The organism is Streptomyces chattanoogensis, assembly GCF_001294335.1.
Taxonomy (GTDB): Bacteria; Actinomycetota; Actinomycetes; order Streptomycetales; family Streptomycetaceae; genus Streptomyces; species Streptomyces chattanoogensis.
Genome location: NZ_LGKG01000079.1, coordinates 163,988 through 180,282 on the forward strand (window position 1 = coordinate 163,988; position 16,295 = coordinate 180,282).

The 16,295-nt window shown below is 72.3% G+C and carries 9 protein-coding genes; 4 read left to right on the top strand and 5 right to left on the bottom strand.

What is annotated here, in order from left to right; genetic code table 11:
• Positions 1 to 90 precede the first annotated feature (90 nt).
• Complete coding sequence (locus tag ADL29_RS11035; RefSeq protein WP_053923488.1) at positions 91 to 1,035, top strand: alpha/beta hydrolase; 945 nt, start codon at positions 91 to 93, stop codon at positions 1,033 to 1,035.
• A gap of 153 nt (positions 1,036 to 1,188) precedes the next feature.
• On the opposite strand, the gene glpK is transcribed toward ADL29_RS11035, so the two are convergent.
• Both glpK and ADL29_RS11045 read right to left on the bottom strand, forming a co-directional pair.
• Positions 1,189 to 2,703, bottom strand: coding sequence for a glycerol kinase GlpK (gene glpK / locus ADL29_RS11040; protein WP_053923511.1), 1,515 nt, complete (start codon positions 2,701 to 2,703; stop codon positions 1,189 to 1,191).
• A gap of 36 nt (positions 2,704 to 2,739) precedes the next feature.
• Positions 2,740 to 3,507, bottom strand: a complete 768-nt coding sequence (locus tag ADL29_RS11045; protein WP_053923489.1) for an IclR family transcriptional regulator — start codon at positions 3,505 to 3,507, stop codon at positions 2,740 to 2,742.
• 163 nt (positions 3,508 to 3,670) lie between these two features.
• Here ADL29_RS11045 and ADL29_RS11050 point away from each other — a divergent pair, with 163 nt between their 5' ends.
• A complete protein-coding gene (locus ADL29_RS11050) occupies positions 3,671 to 4,093 on the top strand; it encodes an ATP-binding protein (RefSeq protein ID WP_053923490.1) in 423 nt (140 codons plus the stop codon).
• On the opposite strand, the gene ADL29_RS11055 is transcribed toward ADL29_RS11050, so the two are convergent.
• Together ADL29_RS11055 and ADL29_RS11060 are read right to left on the bottom strand one after the other, a co-directional pair.
• Positions 4,062 to 4,292 carry a hypothetical protein gene (locus ADL29_RS11055; RefSeq protein ID WP_053923491.1) on the bottom strand — a complete coding sequence of 77 codons (231 nt, stop codon included), beginning with the start codon at positions 4,290 to 4,292 and terminating at the stop codon, positions 4,062 to 4,064. The genes ADL29_RS11050 and ADL29_RS11055 overlap by 32 nt on opposite strands.
• A gap of 115 nt (positions 4,293 to 4,407) precedes the next feature.
• Complete coding sequence (locus ADL29_RS11060; RefSeq protein ID WP_078970895.1) at positions 4,408 to 5,202, bottom strand: class I SAM-dependent methyltransferase; 795 nt, start codon at positions 5,200 to 5,202, stop codon at positions 4,408 to 4,410.
• A 174-nt stretch (positions 5,203 to 5,376) separates the two neighbouring features.
• Between ADL29_RS11060 and ADL29_RS43405 the strand changes: the two genes are divergently transcribed.
• On the top strand, positions 5,377 to 5,514 hold the full coding sequence (locus ADL29_RS43405) for a hypothetical protein (RefSeq protein ID WP_157878451.1): 138 nt from the start codon (positions 5,377 to 5,379) through the stop codon (positions 5,512 to 5,514).
• 124 nt (positions 5,515 to 5,638) lie between these two features.
• Here ADL29_RS43405 and ADL29_RS11065 read toward each other — a convergent pair whose 3' ends face one another.
• Positions 5,639 to 6,832, bottom strand: coding sequence for a cytochrome P450 (locus ADL29_RS11065; protein ID WP_053923493.1), 1,194 nt, complete (start codon positions 6,830 to 6,832; stop codon positions 5,639 to 5,641).
• Positions 6,833 to 7,090: 258 nt separating this feature from the next.
• Here ADL29_RS11065 and ADL29_RS11070 point away from each other — a divergent pair.
• A partial coding sequence (locus tag ADL29_RS11070) for a type I polyketide synthase (protein ID WP_425424219.1) occupies positions 7,091 to 16,295 on the top strand: 9,205 nt, incomplete at its 3' end.

A 16,295-nucleotide genomic window follows, 5' to 3' on the forward strand; every position in this document is an offset into this window, starting at 1 on the left:
GCCGATAGCGGTGGGGGAGACAGCGCAGTCGCAGCGACCGTTCGCGGTCGTTGTGCAAGAACTCAGCAATCCTGCAGAAAGGCGCCACCCATGCCTCTCGACCCCGCTATCGCTGCCGTCCTCGACCAGGCCAACGCCGTCACCTCGACGCCCATCCGGACAACCGACCCCCAGGTGCTGCGTGAGGCGCAGCGGCAGCTGTCGGCTACGACGGGCCTGACCCATCCGACAGACGTCGGCTCCGTGCAGGACACCGCGGTGCCCGGTCCCGCCGGGGACGTCCCCGTGCGGATCTACCGGCCCGCTGCCGGGGGGCCCGCCCCGACGGTGGTCTTCTTCCACGGCGGCGGCTGGATCACCGGAGACCTGGACACCCACGACCTCGTCACCCGCCGCCTGTGCCGCGACGCAGGCGCCGTCGTCGTCGCCGTCCACTACCGCCGGGCTCCCGAGCACCCCTTCCCCGCCCCCTACGAGGACTGCCTGGCCGCCACCCGCCACGTCGCCGACCACATCGAGCAGTACGGCGCCCAGCGCGACCGACTCGCCGTCGCCGGCGACAGCGCGGGCGCCAACCTCGCCGCCGTCATCGCCCAGACCTTCCGCGACGAGAACCGCCCCCTCGCCGCCCAACTACTCGCCTATCCCGCAACCGACTTCGACGGCAACTACCCGTCCCGCACCGAGAACGCCACCGGCTACCTGCTCACCACCGAGAACATCGCCGACCTCCAGCACCTCTATGCCGGAGACGACCCCGCGCTCCGCAGGACCGCCCAGGTCTCCCCGCTGCGCGCCCAGAGCCTGGCAGGACTGGCACCCGCGATCATCGCCACCGCCCAGTACGACCCGCTGCGCGACGAGGGCCTCGCCTACGCCCAGGCTCTCCGGAACGCCGAAGTGGAGGTCTTCGTCCGCAACTACGACGGGCTGATCCACGGCTTCCTGAACATGTTCCCCCTCTCGCCCGCGGCCGACGCCGCCGTCACCGAGCTGTACGCGCAGCTCACCGCCCGGCTCGACACCACGGTCTGAGCCGCAAGCACGAAACGGTCCGGGCCGCTTCCCGCTTTGTGCTGACTTGCTGGCCTCGAACTGCCGTCTGACCTGCAACGATGCCGTGCCGCGCCGCTTCGGGTTCCACTGGCAGAACCTCAGCCTGCCCGCCGAGCCTCGGGAGGCGGGCCGTCAGGGCGGGTTCGGCTGCGCGATCCAGCTGAGCGAGCGCTCGACTGCCCGCTTCCAGTTCTCGTACTCCGACTGGCGCCGCCGGGGGTCCATGTCCGGCAGCCACTGGGCGGCCCGGTGCCAGTTGCGGCGCAGGACCTCCAGGTCGGGCCAGTAGCCGGCGGCGAGTCCCGCTGCGTAGGCGGCGCCCAGCGAGACCGTCTCGACGGCCATGGGGCGCACCACGGGCACGTCGAGCACGTCGGCCAGGAACTGCATGAGCAGGTTGTCGGACGTCATGCCGCCGTCCACCTTGAGCACCTTCAGGGCGAGCGAGGAGTCGGCGTTCATGGCGTCGACCACCTCCCGGGTCTGCCAGCCGGTGGCCTCCAGCACGGCGCGGGCCAGGTGCCCCTTGGTGATGTACGAGGTGAGGCCGACGATGACGCCGCGGGCGTCGCTGCGCCAGTGCGGCGCGTACAGGCCGGAGAACGCCGGGACGATGTAACAGCCACCGTTGTCCTCGACGGTGCGCGCAAGGGTCTCGATCTCGGGGGCGGTACTGATCAGCCCCAGCCGGTCACGGAACCACTGGACCAGTGCGCCGGTGACGGCGATCGGGCCTTCGAGTGCGTAGACCGCGGGCTGGTCCTCGATCTTGTAGGCGACGGTGGTGAGCAGTCCGTGCCGGGACCGTACGAGGTCGGTGCCGGTGTTGAGCAGCAGGAAGCTGCCGGTTCCGTAGGTGCACTTCGCCTCGCCGCGGGCGAAGCAGGTCTGTCCGAACAGCGCCGCCTGCTGGTCACCGAGTGCCGCGGTGATACGGACACCGGGGAGGACGGAACGGGCGGCTCCGTAGGTCTCGGCCGAGGAGTGGATCTCCGGGAGCATCGGGCGGGGGACCCCGAAGAACTCCAGCAGCTCCTCGTCCCAGTCGAGGGTGCTGATGTTCATGAGCATGGTGCGGCTGGCGTTGGTGACGTCGGTGATGTGCAGGCCGCCGGCTCGCCCGCCGGTGAGGTTCCAGATCAGCCAGCTCTCCATCGTGCCGAACAGCACCTCGCCGTCCTCGGCGCGCTGCCGCAGCCCGTCGACGTGGTCGAACAGCCAACGGATCCGGGGCGCGGAGAAGTACGTGGAAGGGGGCAGGCAACAGCGCTGGAGGAAGAACTCGTCCCCGGGCTGGCGTCTGAGCTCCTCGACCAGCGGAGCCGTGCGGGTGTCCTGCCAGACGATCGCCCTGCCCAGCGGGGTGCCCGTACGCCGGTCCCACAGCACGGTTGTCTCACGCTGGTTGGCGATCCCGACGGCGGCGACCTCGTCGGGGCCGACATCGGCGTCGGAGAGCGCCTGCGGCACCACGCGCTGCAGGGTCTGCCAGATCTCGACGGCGTCGTGCTCAACCCACCCGGGCTGAGGGAAGTGCTGCTGGTGCTCCCGCTGGGCGACCGACACCAGCCGCCCCTGGTGGTCGAACAGGATGCATCGGGTGGAGGTGGTGCCCTGGTCGATGGACATCACATACCGCTCAACCATGATCAGCCTTCCGTTGCGGTGCACGAGGGCGCGGGCTCACCAGCGGGCGGCCCCCAGATCTCTGGAGATCGCACGGGCGGCGTGGCGAACCTGGGTGACCAGGTCCGGCTGCGGGACCCCTTTGGAGTCGCAGATCCGCTCGACCGTGCCGGAGACGCCGATGGCGCCCACCACGAGGCCGCCGTGGCCCCGGATCGGCGCGGCGATGCCGGCCTCGTCCGTGATCATCTCTTGCACTTCGGCAGCCCACCCGAGCTCCCGGACCTCAGTGAGCGCCCGGGTGAGCCGCTCCGGGGTGACCAGGGTGTGCCGGGTGTACGCCTCCAGTCCGGCCTCCACGGCCGGCTCCAGCGGCACACCGCCGAAGGCCAGCAGCACCTTGCCGAGCGAGGAGGCGTGCAGGGGCAGCAGCGTGCCCACGTCGAGGGTCTGGAGGGTGTCGTCGGGGCGGAAGACGTGGTGGACGATGAGCACCTTGCCCTCCAGGGGAGCGCCCAGGCGGACCGCCTCCCCGCTACGGGCAGCCAGGGCGTCGGCCCAGTTGATGGAGCGGGACCGCAGCTCGTTCACGTCGAGGTAGCTGGTGCCCAAGTGCAGCAGCGCGGCCCCGAGCTGGTACTTTCCGGTCGTGGGGTCCTGCTCGACGAAGTCGATGTTCTGCAAGGTGCGCAGAATGCCGTGCGTGGTGCCCTTCGCCAGTCCGAGCGACGCGGCCACCTCACCCAGCCCGAGCCGACGGGGCCCGCTGGCGAGCAGACGCAGGATTGCTGCCGCCCGTTCGATCGACTGGACCGGGCCGGCCATGAGGCAATCGTAGTCCCGCGGTCGGCATCTGCCAGAAGGGACGGCCCTCCGCAGGCTAGCGTTCGGTAATGCCGACCGCCGTTCATTGACCGCCTCCACCGTCCCTCATAGCGTCCCTCTCAAGCCCGGCATCCAGCCGGTAGTGGGCCTCGGAGGAGGCAGCATGACGGCACAGCTTGAAGCGGCGGTGCGGGAGGCGGTCGGACACGTCTTTCCGCTGCCGCACATCCCCGAGGCCGTCTCGGTCGTACGCCGGCGGGTGCGTACGGTCCTGGCCGACTGGAACCTGGCCCCGGGCCTCGCCGAGGACGCGCTCCTCGTGATCTCGGAGATGATCACCAACGCGGTCGTCCACGCCCTGCCGCCGGCGGTGCTGCGGCTGTCACTGGTCGTCGACGGGAGCAACGCCCTGCGCGTCGAGGTCACCGACGCGGGGCCTGCGACGGCGGACGGACGGCCGGTCGTCGAGCCCCACGCGGGCGAGCACGGCCGCGGGCTCGGCATCGTCACCGCCCTGGCGGCCGAGTACGGAACGCAGGTCCACGCGGGCGGTATCACACGGTGGGCGGAACTCCTCGCAGCGTGAGCCGGCAGGCGCGGGGCCGCGCACGCACGACGAGGCGCCTGCGGGGAGTCGTTCCCCGTCCACGGCGGGCGACGCTGCCCCACGAGAAGGCGGCGGTGATCGCCTGGTTCGAGTCCCAGCCGGGCATCACGGCACAGGTGACGATGAGTTCGGTGGTGACGGTCATCTCGTCCAGCTGCCACTCGGTGAGCTGATGCACCGCCGGCAGCGTGCCGTCGTCGGCGGGGTCTGGCTCAGACGCCGGGACCGGGCCGTGAACGCCGGCCGATATCGATGTTGGTGCCGCAGCGGGACCTGCCCGACTGGGTCGCCGGTCAGCTCGCGACGATCAGGTAGTAGTCGAGGATCCGCTGTTCGTAGGCCCGCAAGAAGCTCCGGGGCCAGGTCCCTACGGCCCACTGTCGGCTCAGCCAGAGGTCCCACCCGGGCCAGACGTGCCGCCCGATCGGCTCGGCGCGTACCTTCGTCAGCCCGGCCGTGGTGAACGCCTCCGTGATCGCTGTCACCGGTCGTGCGATGTCCAGGCCGTTCGCGTAGGTATCCAGCAGCCCCGCCAGCTGCCCGGGCCGTCCCGGCGCATCGTCCACCGTGAAGAAGCTCGCCACAGCCACCCGGCCACCGGGGCGCAACACCCGTGCCGTCTCGGCGGCGAAAGCGGCAAGATCCGGGAAATGCTGTGCGGCCTCCACACTGACGACCGCGTCGAACTCCCCGTCCGGGAAGGGCATCCGTTCCGCGGCCCCCTGTGCGAACCGCAGCCGTCCCTGCTCCCGCATCAGTAAGTCGGCGTGCGCACTGCGCGCCCGCTGCAGCTGCTGTGGGTGGATGTCCATGCCGGTGACGGCGGCCGGTGCATACTCGCGCAGGGCCAGTGCACAGCCCATCCCCAGCCCACAGCCCACTTCCAGGACCTTCACCTCCTCCAAGGGGCCGGCGAGGTCCAGGACACGCCGGTAGAGATCCTCCTGACTGCGGATCCGATCCGCCTCGCCGAGCGGGGCGTCGAGGTCGACAGCACGCCAGTAGCCGAAGTTGATGAACCCCCCGGCGAAGATCGCCTTCGCGCTCAGATCAGCGGGACCGTACGTCTCCTCCACCATGGGGCGCATGGGGGGACAGGACTGCCGAGCACTGTCTGGCATACAGTGGCACCTCCTGGAACCGCAAGACGTCATGTGAGCGCCATGCTGGCACTCTCACGGCGAGTCCCGTGGAAGAACTGGCCGACCGCAGTGGTGCCGTAGGAGCCGGAGCCGGAGCCGGAGCCAAGGAAGAACCGCAGCGTGCACTTCCATGCCCCCGGGGCGCTCTGGTCATTCGGTGACGTCCCCGACACGTACCTGCGGCTGCACGGCGACCGGACGGGCCGAGGCGGACGAGGTCTGCTCGTCGGGTGCCCCGAGACCATCGCGGCCGCGTGACCGGACAACCGGACGCGGGCCGATCTCTGAGTTGATATCCCGTCCGGGGGACTCTTTTTCGGTGCCGTCCGCACCCTGACCTCCCATGGCATCCCAGGCAGCGCCGTCATGGCCCCGGTCAGCCCTACCAGGTGATCCGGAGCTCGGCGAAGCCGCCCGACAGCTGGCCCTCCTTCAGGCGCAGCTGCTCCACCGGGAGTTCCAGGCGCAGCTCCGGCAGGCGGGTGAACAGCTTGGTGAACATCGTCCTGAGCTCCAGGCGGGCGAGGGGGGCGCCGATGCAGTGCCAGATGCCGTGGCCGAAGCTCAGATGCGGATTGGGGTTCCTTGTGGCGTCGAATTCCTCCGGCCCTGTGAACGCCCGCTCGTCGAAGTTGGGCAGGCCGAGGTCGAACAGGACCAGGTCCCCGGTCCGTATCGTCACCCCGCCAAATTCCATGTCCTCGCTGGCGTAGCGCGGCGGCAGGACCGACCCGCCGGCCCGGGCGGTCCGCAGCACTTCCTCGACGGCGCGCGTCATCACGTCGGGGTCGGCCAGCGCTGCCGCGCGCTGACCCGGATGGGCGGCCAGCAGCACCACGCCGTTGTCCATGATGCTCGCGACGCTGTCCAGACCGGCGAACAGCAGCCCCATGGCCAGATGTGCCACGCGGTCCTCGGGCAGCTCGCCGTCGTTCAGCCGGGAGATGATGTCGGGGCCGGGCTCGGTCCGCTTGAGCTCGACCAGCCCCTCCACGTACGCGAACAGGTCGCCCTGCGCCCGTACAGCGCTCTCGCGGTCGTCCAGTTTGGCGATACCGGCCAGCAGCGTGGTCAGCTCCGCACGGCGCTGCGGCGGCACTCCGATGACATCGCAGAGGACCGTGAGGGCGAACGGCACGGAGAGCCCGCCGTGCAGGTCGCCGGGAGACCCCTGGGCGATGAACGCGTCCAGCAGGGTGTCCGCGGCCTCCTCCACCTTCGGCTTCATTTCCAGCACGCGCCGGGCCGAGAACAACGGCGTGAGCAGGCGGCGGGTCTCGGCGTGCTGCCGACGCCCGGCCTCGGCGTCGGCGTCGCTGATCAGCAGGTCCAGGAAGGGGCTGCGTACGTACTGCGCGGCGGAGGCCGGGTCGGGGTGCGTGCGGCCGATGCGCTCGTCGTGCAGCAGCTGCTTGAGCTCGGCGTGGCGGGTCACCAGCCACGCCTCGTCCCCGGCGGGTGTGCGCACCCGGTGGATCGGCCCCCGGTCCTGCAAGGCGCGCAGAAGCGGGCTCAGCTCCAGCATCTTGGGCGGTTCGAGGGTGAGGCAGGGCAGATCGTGGGAGGCGGCGGTCATGGGAAGGCCCCTTACGTGTGCTTGGTGAGGTGAGGTGAGGTGAGGTGACGTGACGTGACGGGTGAGGGGTGACGCTAGCTACCTGGGAACCAGGAAATCCCTACAACTGGCTTGGGCGCAGACAGTCCGAAGGGGGTCGGAGGGTCGTGACGGGCTGTTCGAGCAGCAGGGCCGTGAGGCGATGTGGGGAGGGGAGCGTCAACTAGGGAAACCCGCAGTCCACCTTGGGGAAGATGGCGGGGAAACGGTCGGGCATGTGTGTCGGCGCTCCGTGCCCCAGGTCCGGCATTCCACCGAACGATTGGCGTCCTGATGTCGAACGAGGAGAAGCTGCGCGAGTACCTCAAGCGCGCGATCGCGGACCTTCACGAGACTCGTCAGCAATTGGACGAGACGGAGGCGAAGCAGCGAGAGCCCCTCGCGATCGTCTCGATGGCGTGCCGCTTCCCCGGCGGCGTCCGCTCGCCGGAAGAGCTGTGGGAGCTGCTGCGCGACGGCGTCGACGCCATCTCCTCCTTCCCCCGCAACCGCGGCTGGGACCTGGACGCGCTCTACCACTCCGACCCGGCCCACCAGGGCACCAGCTACGCGCGCGAGGGCGGATTCCTGCATGACGCGGGCGAGTTCGACCCGGGCTTCTTCGGGATCTCCCCGCGCGAGGCGCTGGCCATGGACCCCCAGCAGCGGCTGCTTCTGGAGACCGCGTGGGAAGCCGTCGAACGGGCCGGTATCGACCCGGAATCCCTCGCGGGCAGCCGCACGGGTGTCTTTGTCGGCACCGGGCACGGAGGGTATGACGCCGAGGGCGGGCGGCGCGCGGACGAGGTGGGCGGGCACCTGCTGACCGGCAATCACATCAGCATCGCCTCCGGCCGGATCTCCTACGTCCTGGGTCTGGAAGGCCCCGCGCTGACCGTGGACACGGCCTGCTCCTCGTCGCTGGTCGCCCTGCACCTGGCGATGCACGCGCTGCGGCGCGACGAATGCGCCATGGCCCTGGTGGGCGGCGCGACCGTGATGTCCACACCGCAGATGTTCGTGGAGTTCTCCCGCCAGCGCGGCCTTGCCCCCGACGGCCGCTGCAAACCGTTCGCGGCCGCCGCCGACGGCACCGGCTGGAGTGAGGGCGTCGGACTGCTGCTCGTCGAGCGGCTCAGTGACGCCTTGCGCAACGGCCATCCCGTCCTCGCCGTGCTGAAGGGCTCGGCCGTCAACCAGGACGGCGCGTCCAACGGCCTGACCGCCCCCAACGGCCCCTCGCAGCAACGCGTCATCCGCCAGGCGCTGACCGGCGCGGGCCTCGCCGCCTCGGACATCGACGCCGTGGAGGCGCACGGCACCGGCACCACCCTCGGCGACCCCGTCGAGGCGCACGCCCTGCTGGCCACCTACGGGCAGCAGCGCCCCGCCGACCGCCCCGTGCTGATCGGCTCCATGAAGTCCAACATCGGGCACACCCAGGCCGCCGCCGGTATCGCCGGCGTGATGAAAATGGTCCTCGCGATGCGGCACGGGCAGCTGCCCAGGACCCTGCACCTGGACGAGCCCACCGGGCACGTCGACTGGAGCGAGGGCAACGCCAGGCTCCTCGCGGAGCCCGAGCCCTGGCCGAGCGCCGGCCGGCCCCGCCGCGCCGCCGTCTCCTCCTTCGGTATCAGCGGCACCAACGCCCACGTCATCCTGGAACAGGCGCCCGCCCACGAGACCGAAGCCCACGAGGCCGAGCAGGCCCCCGAGCCGGCCGCCCGGCCAGGCGCGCTGCCCTGGATCCTGTCCGCCCGCACCGAAGGGGCCCTGCGTGCCCAGGCCGAACGCCTCGGCCGCCACATACGGGACCGCGCCGACCTCGAACCGGCCGCGGTCGCCCACGCGCTCGCGGGCACCCGGACCTTCATGGAACACCGCGCGGTACTCGTCGCGGGCGACCGGGAGAAGTTCCTGCGCGGCCTGGACGCCCTCGCCGCGGGCCGCACCGCAACCGGCCTGGTCAGCGGCGTCGCCGTCAAGGCCACCACCGCGTTCCTCTTCGCCGGGCAGGGCTCCCAGCGGCTTGGCATGGGGCGTGAACTGTACGCCGCGCACCCCGAGTTCGCCTCGGCCTTCGACGCGGTGTGCGCCGCACTCGACCCGCACCTGGACCGGCCGCTGCGCGACATCGTCTTCGCCGAGGAAGGCAGCGCCGAGGCCGCCCTGCTCGACCAGACCGCCTACACCCAGGCCGCGCTCTTCGCCCTGGAAACCGCCCTGTTCCGGCTCGTCGAATCCTGGGGCGTGGCGCCCCGGTTCGTCGCCGGACACTCCATCGGCGAGCTCACCGCCGCCCACGTCAGCGGCGTGCTGACCCTCCACGACGCCGCACAGCTGGTCGCCGCGCGCGGCACCCTCATGCAGGCGCTGCCCGCAGGCGGCGCCATGGTGGCGATCCAGGCCACCGAGGAGGAGATCCGCGCCCACCTCACCGGCCATGAGGACCACGTCGCCCTCGCTGCCGTCAACGGGCCCGATTCCACGGTCATTTCGGGCGACGAACGGACCGTCACCGAGATCGCGGCCCACTGGGAGGCACAGGGCCGCCGCACCAAGCAGCTGCGGGTCAGCCACGCCTTCCACTCCCCGCACATGGACGGCATGCTGGAGGACTTCCGGCGCGTCGCCCGCGGTCTGACGTTCCACGCCCCCCGCATCCCCGTGGTGTCCACGGTGACCGGCGCGCTCGCCACCGAAGACGAACTGCGCTCGCCCGACTACTGGGTGCGGCAGGCCCGCGAAGCCGTCCGCTTCTGCGCCGCCGTGCGCACCCTCGAAGCCGAGGGCGTCACCGCCTTCGTGGAGATCGGCCCCGGCGGCGTCCTCACCCCCATGGTCCAGGACTGTCTGACCCACCTTGACGGGCCCGTTCCCCCTGCTCTCGTATCCCTGCTGCGCACTGGCCGCCCGGAAGCACTCGCCCTCACCGAGGGCATCGCCGCCGCCTTCGCGCACGGCGTCCGCGTCGACTGGCCGGCCTGCCTGGGCGCACCCAACGCCTCCCGCGCCTCCCGTGTGGAACTGCCCACCTACGCCTTCCAACGCCAGTGGTACTGGCTGGACCCGGCCGACTACGACGCGGGGGAGGCGGCCGCCGCCGAAGCGGGCGAGGCCGGATTCTGGGCGGCCGTCGAACGCGAGGACCTCCAGGAGCTGTCGGCCGTCCTGGCCATCGACGGCAGCGGAGCGGACTCCCTCGGCAACCTCCTTCCCGTCCTCTCCTCCTGGCGCAGGGAGCGCAGAACCCAGGCCGCCGCGGACCGCCTCAGCTACCGCACCCACTGGGCCCCGCGCACCGCCTCGGGCGGCCCCGCCGCCACCGGGCACTGGCTCGTCGTCCTGCCCGACGGCACCACGGAGGACCCCTGGACCGCCCGCCTCCTGGACACCCTGCGCGACCAGGGCCTGCACACCGACGTACGCGAACTGCCCGCCGACCACGAGCCCGGCGCCTGGCCCGACACCCCGGTCGACGGCGTGCTCTCCCTCCTGTCCCTCGACGAGCGGCCCCACCCGCATCTGCCCTCCGTACCCCGCGGCCTGGCCGCCACCACCACGCTGCTGCGCGCCCTGGAGAGCGCGGGCATCCAGGCACCCCTGTGGTGCGTGACCCGTGGCGCCGTCGCCGTCGACCGGCACGAGGCACTCAAGAGCCCCGTGCAGGCCCAGACATGGGGCCTGGGCCGCGTGGCAGCCTTGGAGTCCCCGCAGAGCTGGGGCGGGCTCATCGACCTGCCCGACACCCTGGACGGGCGGGCCGTCTCCGCGCTGCTGAGTGCCCTCGTATCGGACGAGGACCAGGTGGCGATCCGTCCGGCCGGGGTCTTCGCCCGCCGCCTGGAACGCATCACACCCGGCGGCGACACCGGCGACCGGTGGAGCACTCACGGCACCGTCCTGGTCACCGGCGGCACCGGCGCCCTCGGCGCACACCTCGCCCACTGGCTGGCCGACGCCGGAGCCGAACACCTCGTGCTCACCGGCCGCCGCGGCCCGCAGGCCCCCGGCGCACCGGAACTCGCGGCCGCCCTCACCGACCGGGGCGTCAAGGTCACCCTCGCCGCCTGCGACGCCGCCGACCGCGATGCTCTGGCGGCCGTCCTCGCGGACATCCCGCCGCACCTGCCGCTGACCGGCGTCGTCCACGCCGCGGGCGTACTGGACGACGGCGTACTGGACGCGCTCACCCCCGAGCGCTTCGAGACCGTACTGCACCCCAAGGCAAGGGCCGCACAGAACCTGCACGAACTCACCCAGGACCTCGACCTGGACCACTTCGTGCTGTTCTCCTCGATCGTCGGCGTCCTGGGCAACGCCGGACAGGCCAACTACGCCGCCGCCAACGCCTACTTGGACGCCCTCGCCGAATACCGTCTCGGCCAAGGGCTGCCGGCCACCTCCGTCTCCTGGGGCCCCTGGGCGGGCCGCGGGATGGCCACCGACAGCGACGCCGCCGACCGGATGGGCCGCGACGGACTGCTGCCCATGGCCGCGGCCCCCGCGCTCGCCGCCCTGCGCCAGGCGCTCGCCCAGGGCATGACGCATGTGACCGTGGCCGACATCGACTGGAGCGCGTACGCCCCCGCCCTGACCGCCGTCCGCCCCAGCTCCCTCCTCGGCGACCTGCCCGACGCACGCCGCGCGCTCGGCCCCGCGGACGGCCCGCGCCGGGAACCCTCCCCCCTGCGCGACCGGATCGGCGCACTGCCGCCCGCCGAACAGGAACAGGCATTCCTGACCATGGTCAGGGAAGAGGCCGCGAGGGTACTGGGACACCCCTCACCGGACACCGTCGACGCCCAACGCGCCTTCCGTGAGCAGGGATTCGACTCGCTGATGGCCGTCGAACTGCGCAACCGGCTCTCCGCCGCGACCGGACTGCGGCTGCCCGCCACCCTGCTGTTCGACCACCCCACCCCCCTGGCGGTCGCCGCCTACCTGCGCTCCGAAGTCCTGGGCGCCGCAGGACCCGCCACGGTCGTACGGGCGTCGGCCGCCGCCCTCGACGAACCTGTCGCGATCATCGGCATGGCCTGCCGCTTCCCCGGCGGCGTGAACTCACCCGAGGCCCTGTGGCGGCTGCTCGCCGAGGGCGGCGACGCCATCACCCCCATGCCCGCCGACCGGGGCTGGGACCTGGACCGGCTCTACCACCCCGACCCCGACCACCGGGGCACCAGCTACGCCCGCGGCGGCGGCTTCCTGGACGGCGCCGCCGACTTCGACGCGGACTTCTTCGGCATCTCGCCGCGCGAGGCCCTCGCCATGGACCCGCAGCAGCGGCTGCTCCTGGAGACCACCTGGGAGGTGCTCGAACAGGCGGGGATCGACCCGGAGTCGCTACGGGGCAGCAGCACCGGTGTCTTCGCGGGCACCAACACCCAGGACTACGGCACGGCCCTGGACGCGGCACAGGACGAAGCCGGCGGACACCGGCTCACCGGCAATGCGATGAGCGTCGTCTCCGGCCGGGTCTCCTACACCTTCGGCTTCGAGGGACCGGCCCTCACGGTGGACACGGCGTGCTCCTCCTCGCTGGTGGCCCTGCACATGGCGGCGCAAGCGCTGCGCCAGGGTGAGTGCTCCCTGGCGGTCGCGGGCGGCGTGACGGTGATGTCCACCCCGTCCTCCTTCGTGGAGTTCGCCCGGCAGCGCGGGCTGGCCCCCGACGGCCGCTGCAAGCCGTTCGCGGCGGCCGCCGACGGCACCGGCTGGAGCGAAGGCGTCGGCCTGCTGCTGGTGGAACGGCTCAGCGACGCCCGCCGCAACGGCCACCAGGTGCTCGCCGTCGTCCGCGGCTCGGCCGTCAACCAGGACGGCGCGTCCAACGGCCTGAGCGCGCCCAGCGGCCCGTCCCAGCAGCGGGTGATCCGGCAGGCCCTGGCGAACGCCCAGGTGGCCGCCTCCGAAGTCGACGCCGTGGAGGCCCACGGCACGGGCACCACGCTCGGCGACCCGATCGAGGCCCAGGCGCTGCTGGCCACCTACGGCCAGGAGCGGCCGCCGGAGCAACCGCTGCTGCTCGGCGCGGTGAAGTCCAACCTCGGGCACACCCAGGCCGCCGCCGGTGTGGCGGGCGTGATGAAGATGGTGCTGGCGATGCGGTACGGCATGCTGCCGCGCACCCTGCACGTCGACGAGCCCACCGGGCATGTCGACTGGGCCGCGGGCGCGGTCGAGCTGCTCACCGCGCACACGGACTGGCCCGAGACCGGCCACCCCAGGCGCGCCGCGGTCTCCGCGTTCGGCATCAGCGGCACCAACGCGCATGTGGTGCTGGAACTGCCCGCAGCCGAACCGCCCGCAGCCGAACAGCCCACAACCGAACCGCCCTCGGCCTCGGAGCCCGAAGCGCCCGCCACCGCTCCCGACGGGACGGCGCCGCTGCTGCTCTCCGCCAAGAGCGAGAGCGCCCTGCGCGCCCAGGCAGCCCGGCTGCACTCCCACCTGGAGCGCGACCCCGCACTCCGGCTCACGGACGCCGCGTACACGCTGATGACGCGCCGCACGGCCTTCGCCCACCGCGCGGCCGTCCGCGCCGACGACCACGAAACCGCGCTGCGCGCCCTGACCGCCCTGGCCGCGGGCGAGGCCGACCCCGCCGTGGACACCGGCACCGCCCACACCGGCCGGGACGCCGTCCTCTTCTCCGGCCAGGGATCGCAACGCCTCGGCATGGGCCGGGAGCTGTACGGCCGCTACCCGGCGTTCGCGGAGGCCTTCGACGCGCTCTGCACCGCCCTGGACGAGCACCTGGACGCGCACATGGGCCGCCCCCTGCGGGACGTGGTCTGGGGCGAGGACGCGGAGCTGCTGAACCAGACCGCCTACGCCCAGGCCGGGCTGTTCGCCATTGAGGTGGCCCTGTTCCGGCTCGTGGAGTCCTGGGGAGTACGGCCGCAGTACGTGGCCGGGCACTCCGTCGGCGAGATCGCCGCCGCGCACGTCGCCGGGGTGTTCTCGCTGGCCGACGCCTGCGCGCTGGTAGCGGCACGCGGACGGCTCATGCAGGCCCTGCCGGCCGGCGGCACGATGGCCGCGATCCAGGCGACGGAGGACGAGGTCCTGCCGCACCTGGCGGACAGCGTCTCGATCGCGGCCGTCAACGGCCCGTCGTCGGTCGTGATCTCGGGTGCCGAGGGCGCGGTCCTGGCCATCGCGGCGCACTTCGAGGGGGAGGGCCGCAAGACCAGTAGGCTGCGGGTCTCGCACGCCTTCCACTCGCCGCTCATGGACCCGATGCTGGCCGACTTCCGCGCCGTCGCCGAGGGCCTGTCCTACGGCGAGCCGAAGCTGGCCGTCGTATCGAACATCACCGGCGAACTCGCCACCCGGGACCAGCTGCGCACCCCCGAGTACTGGGTGACCCATGTCCGCTCGGCGGTGCGTTTCGCGGACGGGATACGGGCTCTGGGCGCGGAAGGAGTGACGCGGTTCCTCGAACTCGGCCCGGACGGCGTCCTGTCGGCCATGGCCCGGGAGCCGGCACCCGACGACGCCGTGTGCACTCCCGTCCTGCGCAAGGACCGCCCGGAGGAGGCGACCCTCCTCGCCGCCCTGACACAACTGCACGTCCACGGCGCCGGGATCGACTGGACCGCGTTCCTCGCCGGCCGTGACGCGCACGCCATCCACCTGCCCACGTACGCCTTCCAGCACCAGCGGTTCTGGCCGACCCCCGACCACACCCGCACCGGTGACCTGGGCGCCGTCGGCCTCGCAGCGACCGGGCACCCGCTGCTGAGCGCCGCCGTGGAACTTCCGGACGGCGAAGGCCTGCTGTTCACCACCCGCCTCTCGCTCCAGACCCACCCCTGGCTGGCCGGGCACGTCGTCATGGGCTCCGTCCTGCTGCCGGGCACGGCCTTCGCCGAACTCGCCGTCCGCGCCGCCGACGAAGTGGGCTGCGACCGCGTCGACGAACTGACCCTGGCCGCCCCGCTCGTCCTGCCCGAGCACGGCGGCGTACAGCTCCAGCTGCGGGTGGGCCCCGCCGACGAGTCCGGCCGCCGCACCCTGACCGCCCGCTCCAGGGCGGAGGGCGACGGCGACCGCCCGTGGGTCCAGCACGCCACCGGCGTCCTTGCGGAAGGCGAGTCGACGGCCGAACCCGGCTACGACTTCCGCGCCGAGTCCTGGCCGCCCGCCGACGTCACGACCGTCGAACTGGCCGACCTCTACCCGGACTTCGCCGCGCGCGGATTCGACTACGGTCCGCACTTCCAGGGGCTGCGGGCCGCCTGGCGTCGAGGCGACGAGGTGTTCGCCGAGGTCGCCCTGCCCGCCGACGCAGAAGGCGACACCTCCGCGTACGGACTCCATCCGGCGCTGCTCGACGCCGCCCTGCACGTCGTGGCGTTCAACGGAGTGGACCACGGCGTCGTGCCGTTCTCCTGGGAGAACGTCGCGCTCCACGCCACCGGCGCCCGGGCCGTACGGGTCCGGGTCGTCCGGCACAGCGGCGACACGGTCTCCGTGGACGTCGCCGACACCACCGGCGAACCCGTCGCCTCCATCGGCACGCTCGTGCTGCGGGCGGTCTCCGCCGACCAGTTGGACGGCGGGGCGCACCCGGTCGGCCGCGACGCGCTGTTCCGCGTGCAGTGGAACCCCGTACGCCTGCCCCCGGCCGGGGCCGCGGAGACCGTGGCAACGCTCGGCTCCGTTGCCGGCGCACCGTTCGACGGCTACCCGGACCTGGCGTCCGTGGCCCGGTCCGGTCGCGTGCCGGGTGCGGTGCTGGTACCGGTGGAAGCCGGTTCCGCCGATGCGGTTGCGGACGATGCGGTTGCGGACGGTGTGGCTTCGGGTGATGTGGTTGCGGGCGATGTGGTGGCGGCTACGCACGCCACGGCCGCCTGGGCGCTGGACCTGGCCCAGTCGTGGCTGGCCGATGAGCGGTTCGCGGCTTCGCGTCTGGTGTTCGTGACCCGTGGCGCGGTGTCCGGTGCGGATCTCGCGGGTGCGGCGGTGTGGGGTCTGGTGCGATCGGCGCTGTCGGAGCACCCGGGCCGCTTCGGTCTGGTGGACCTGGACGGCGAAGCCGAAGTAGGAGTTGTGCCAAGGGCGTTGGCGTCGGATGAGCCGCAGTTGTTGGTGCGTGGGGGTGAGGTGCTGGCGGCCCGGCTGGCCCGGGTGCAGTCTCCGCACGCGATGAGGTGGGATCCGTCCGGCACGGTCCTGATCACCGGTGGCACGGGTGGTCTGGGCCGCGTGATGGCCCGGCATCTGGTGACCGAGCACGGGGTGCGCAATCTGTTGCTGGTCAGCCGCCGGGGTCCCGCGGCCGAGGGTGCTCAGGAGCTGGTGGCCGAACTCAGCGGCAGCGGTGCCGAATCGGTCATCGAGGCATGCGACGTGACCGACGCGGCGGCCGTGGCCGACCTGGTGGCCCGGCATCGGATCAGCGCGGTGGTGCATACCGCCGGTGTCCTGG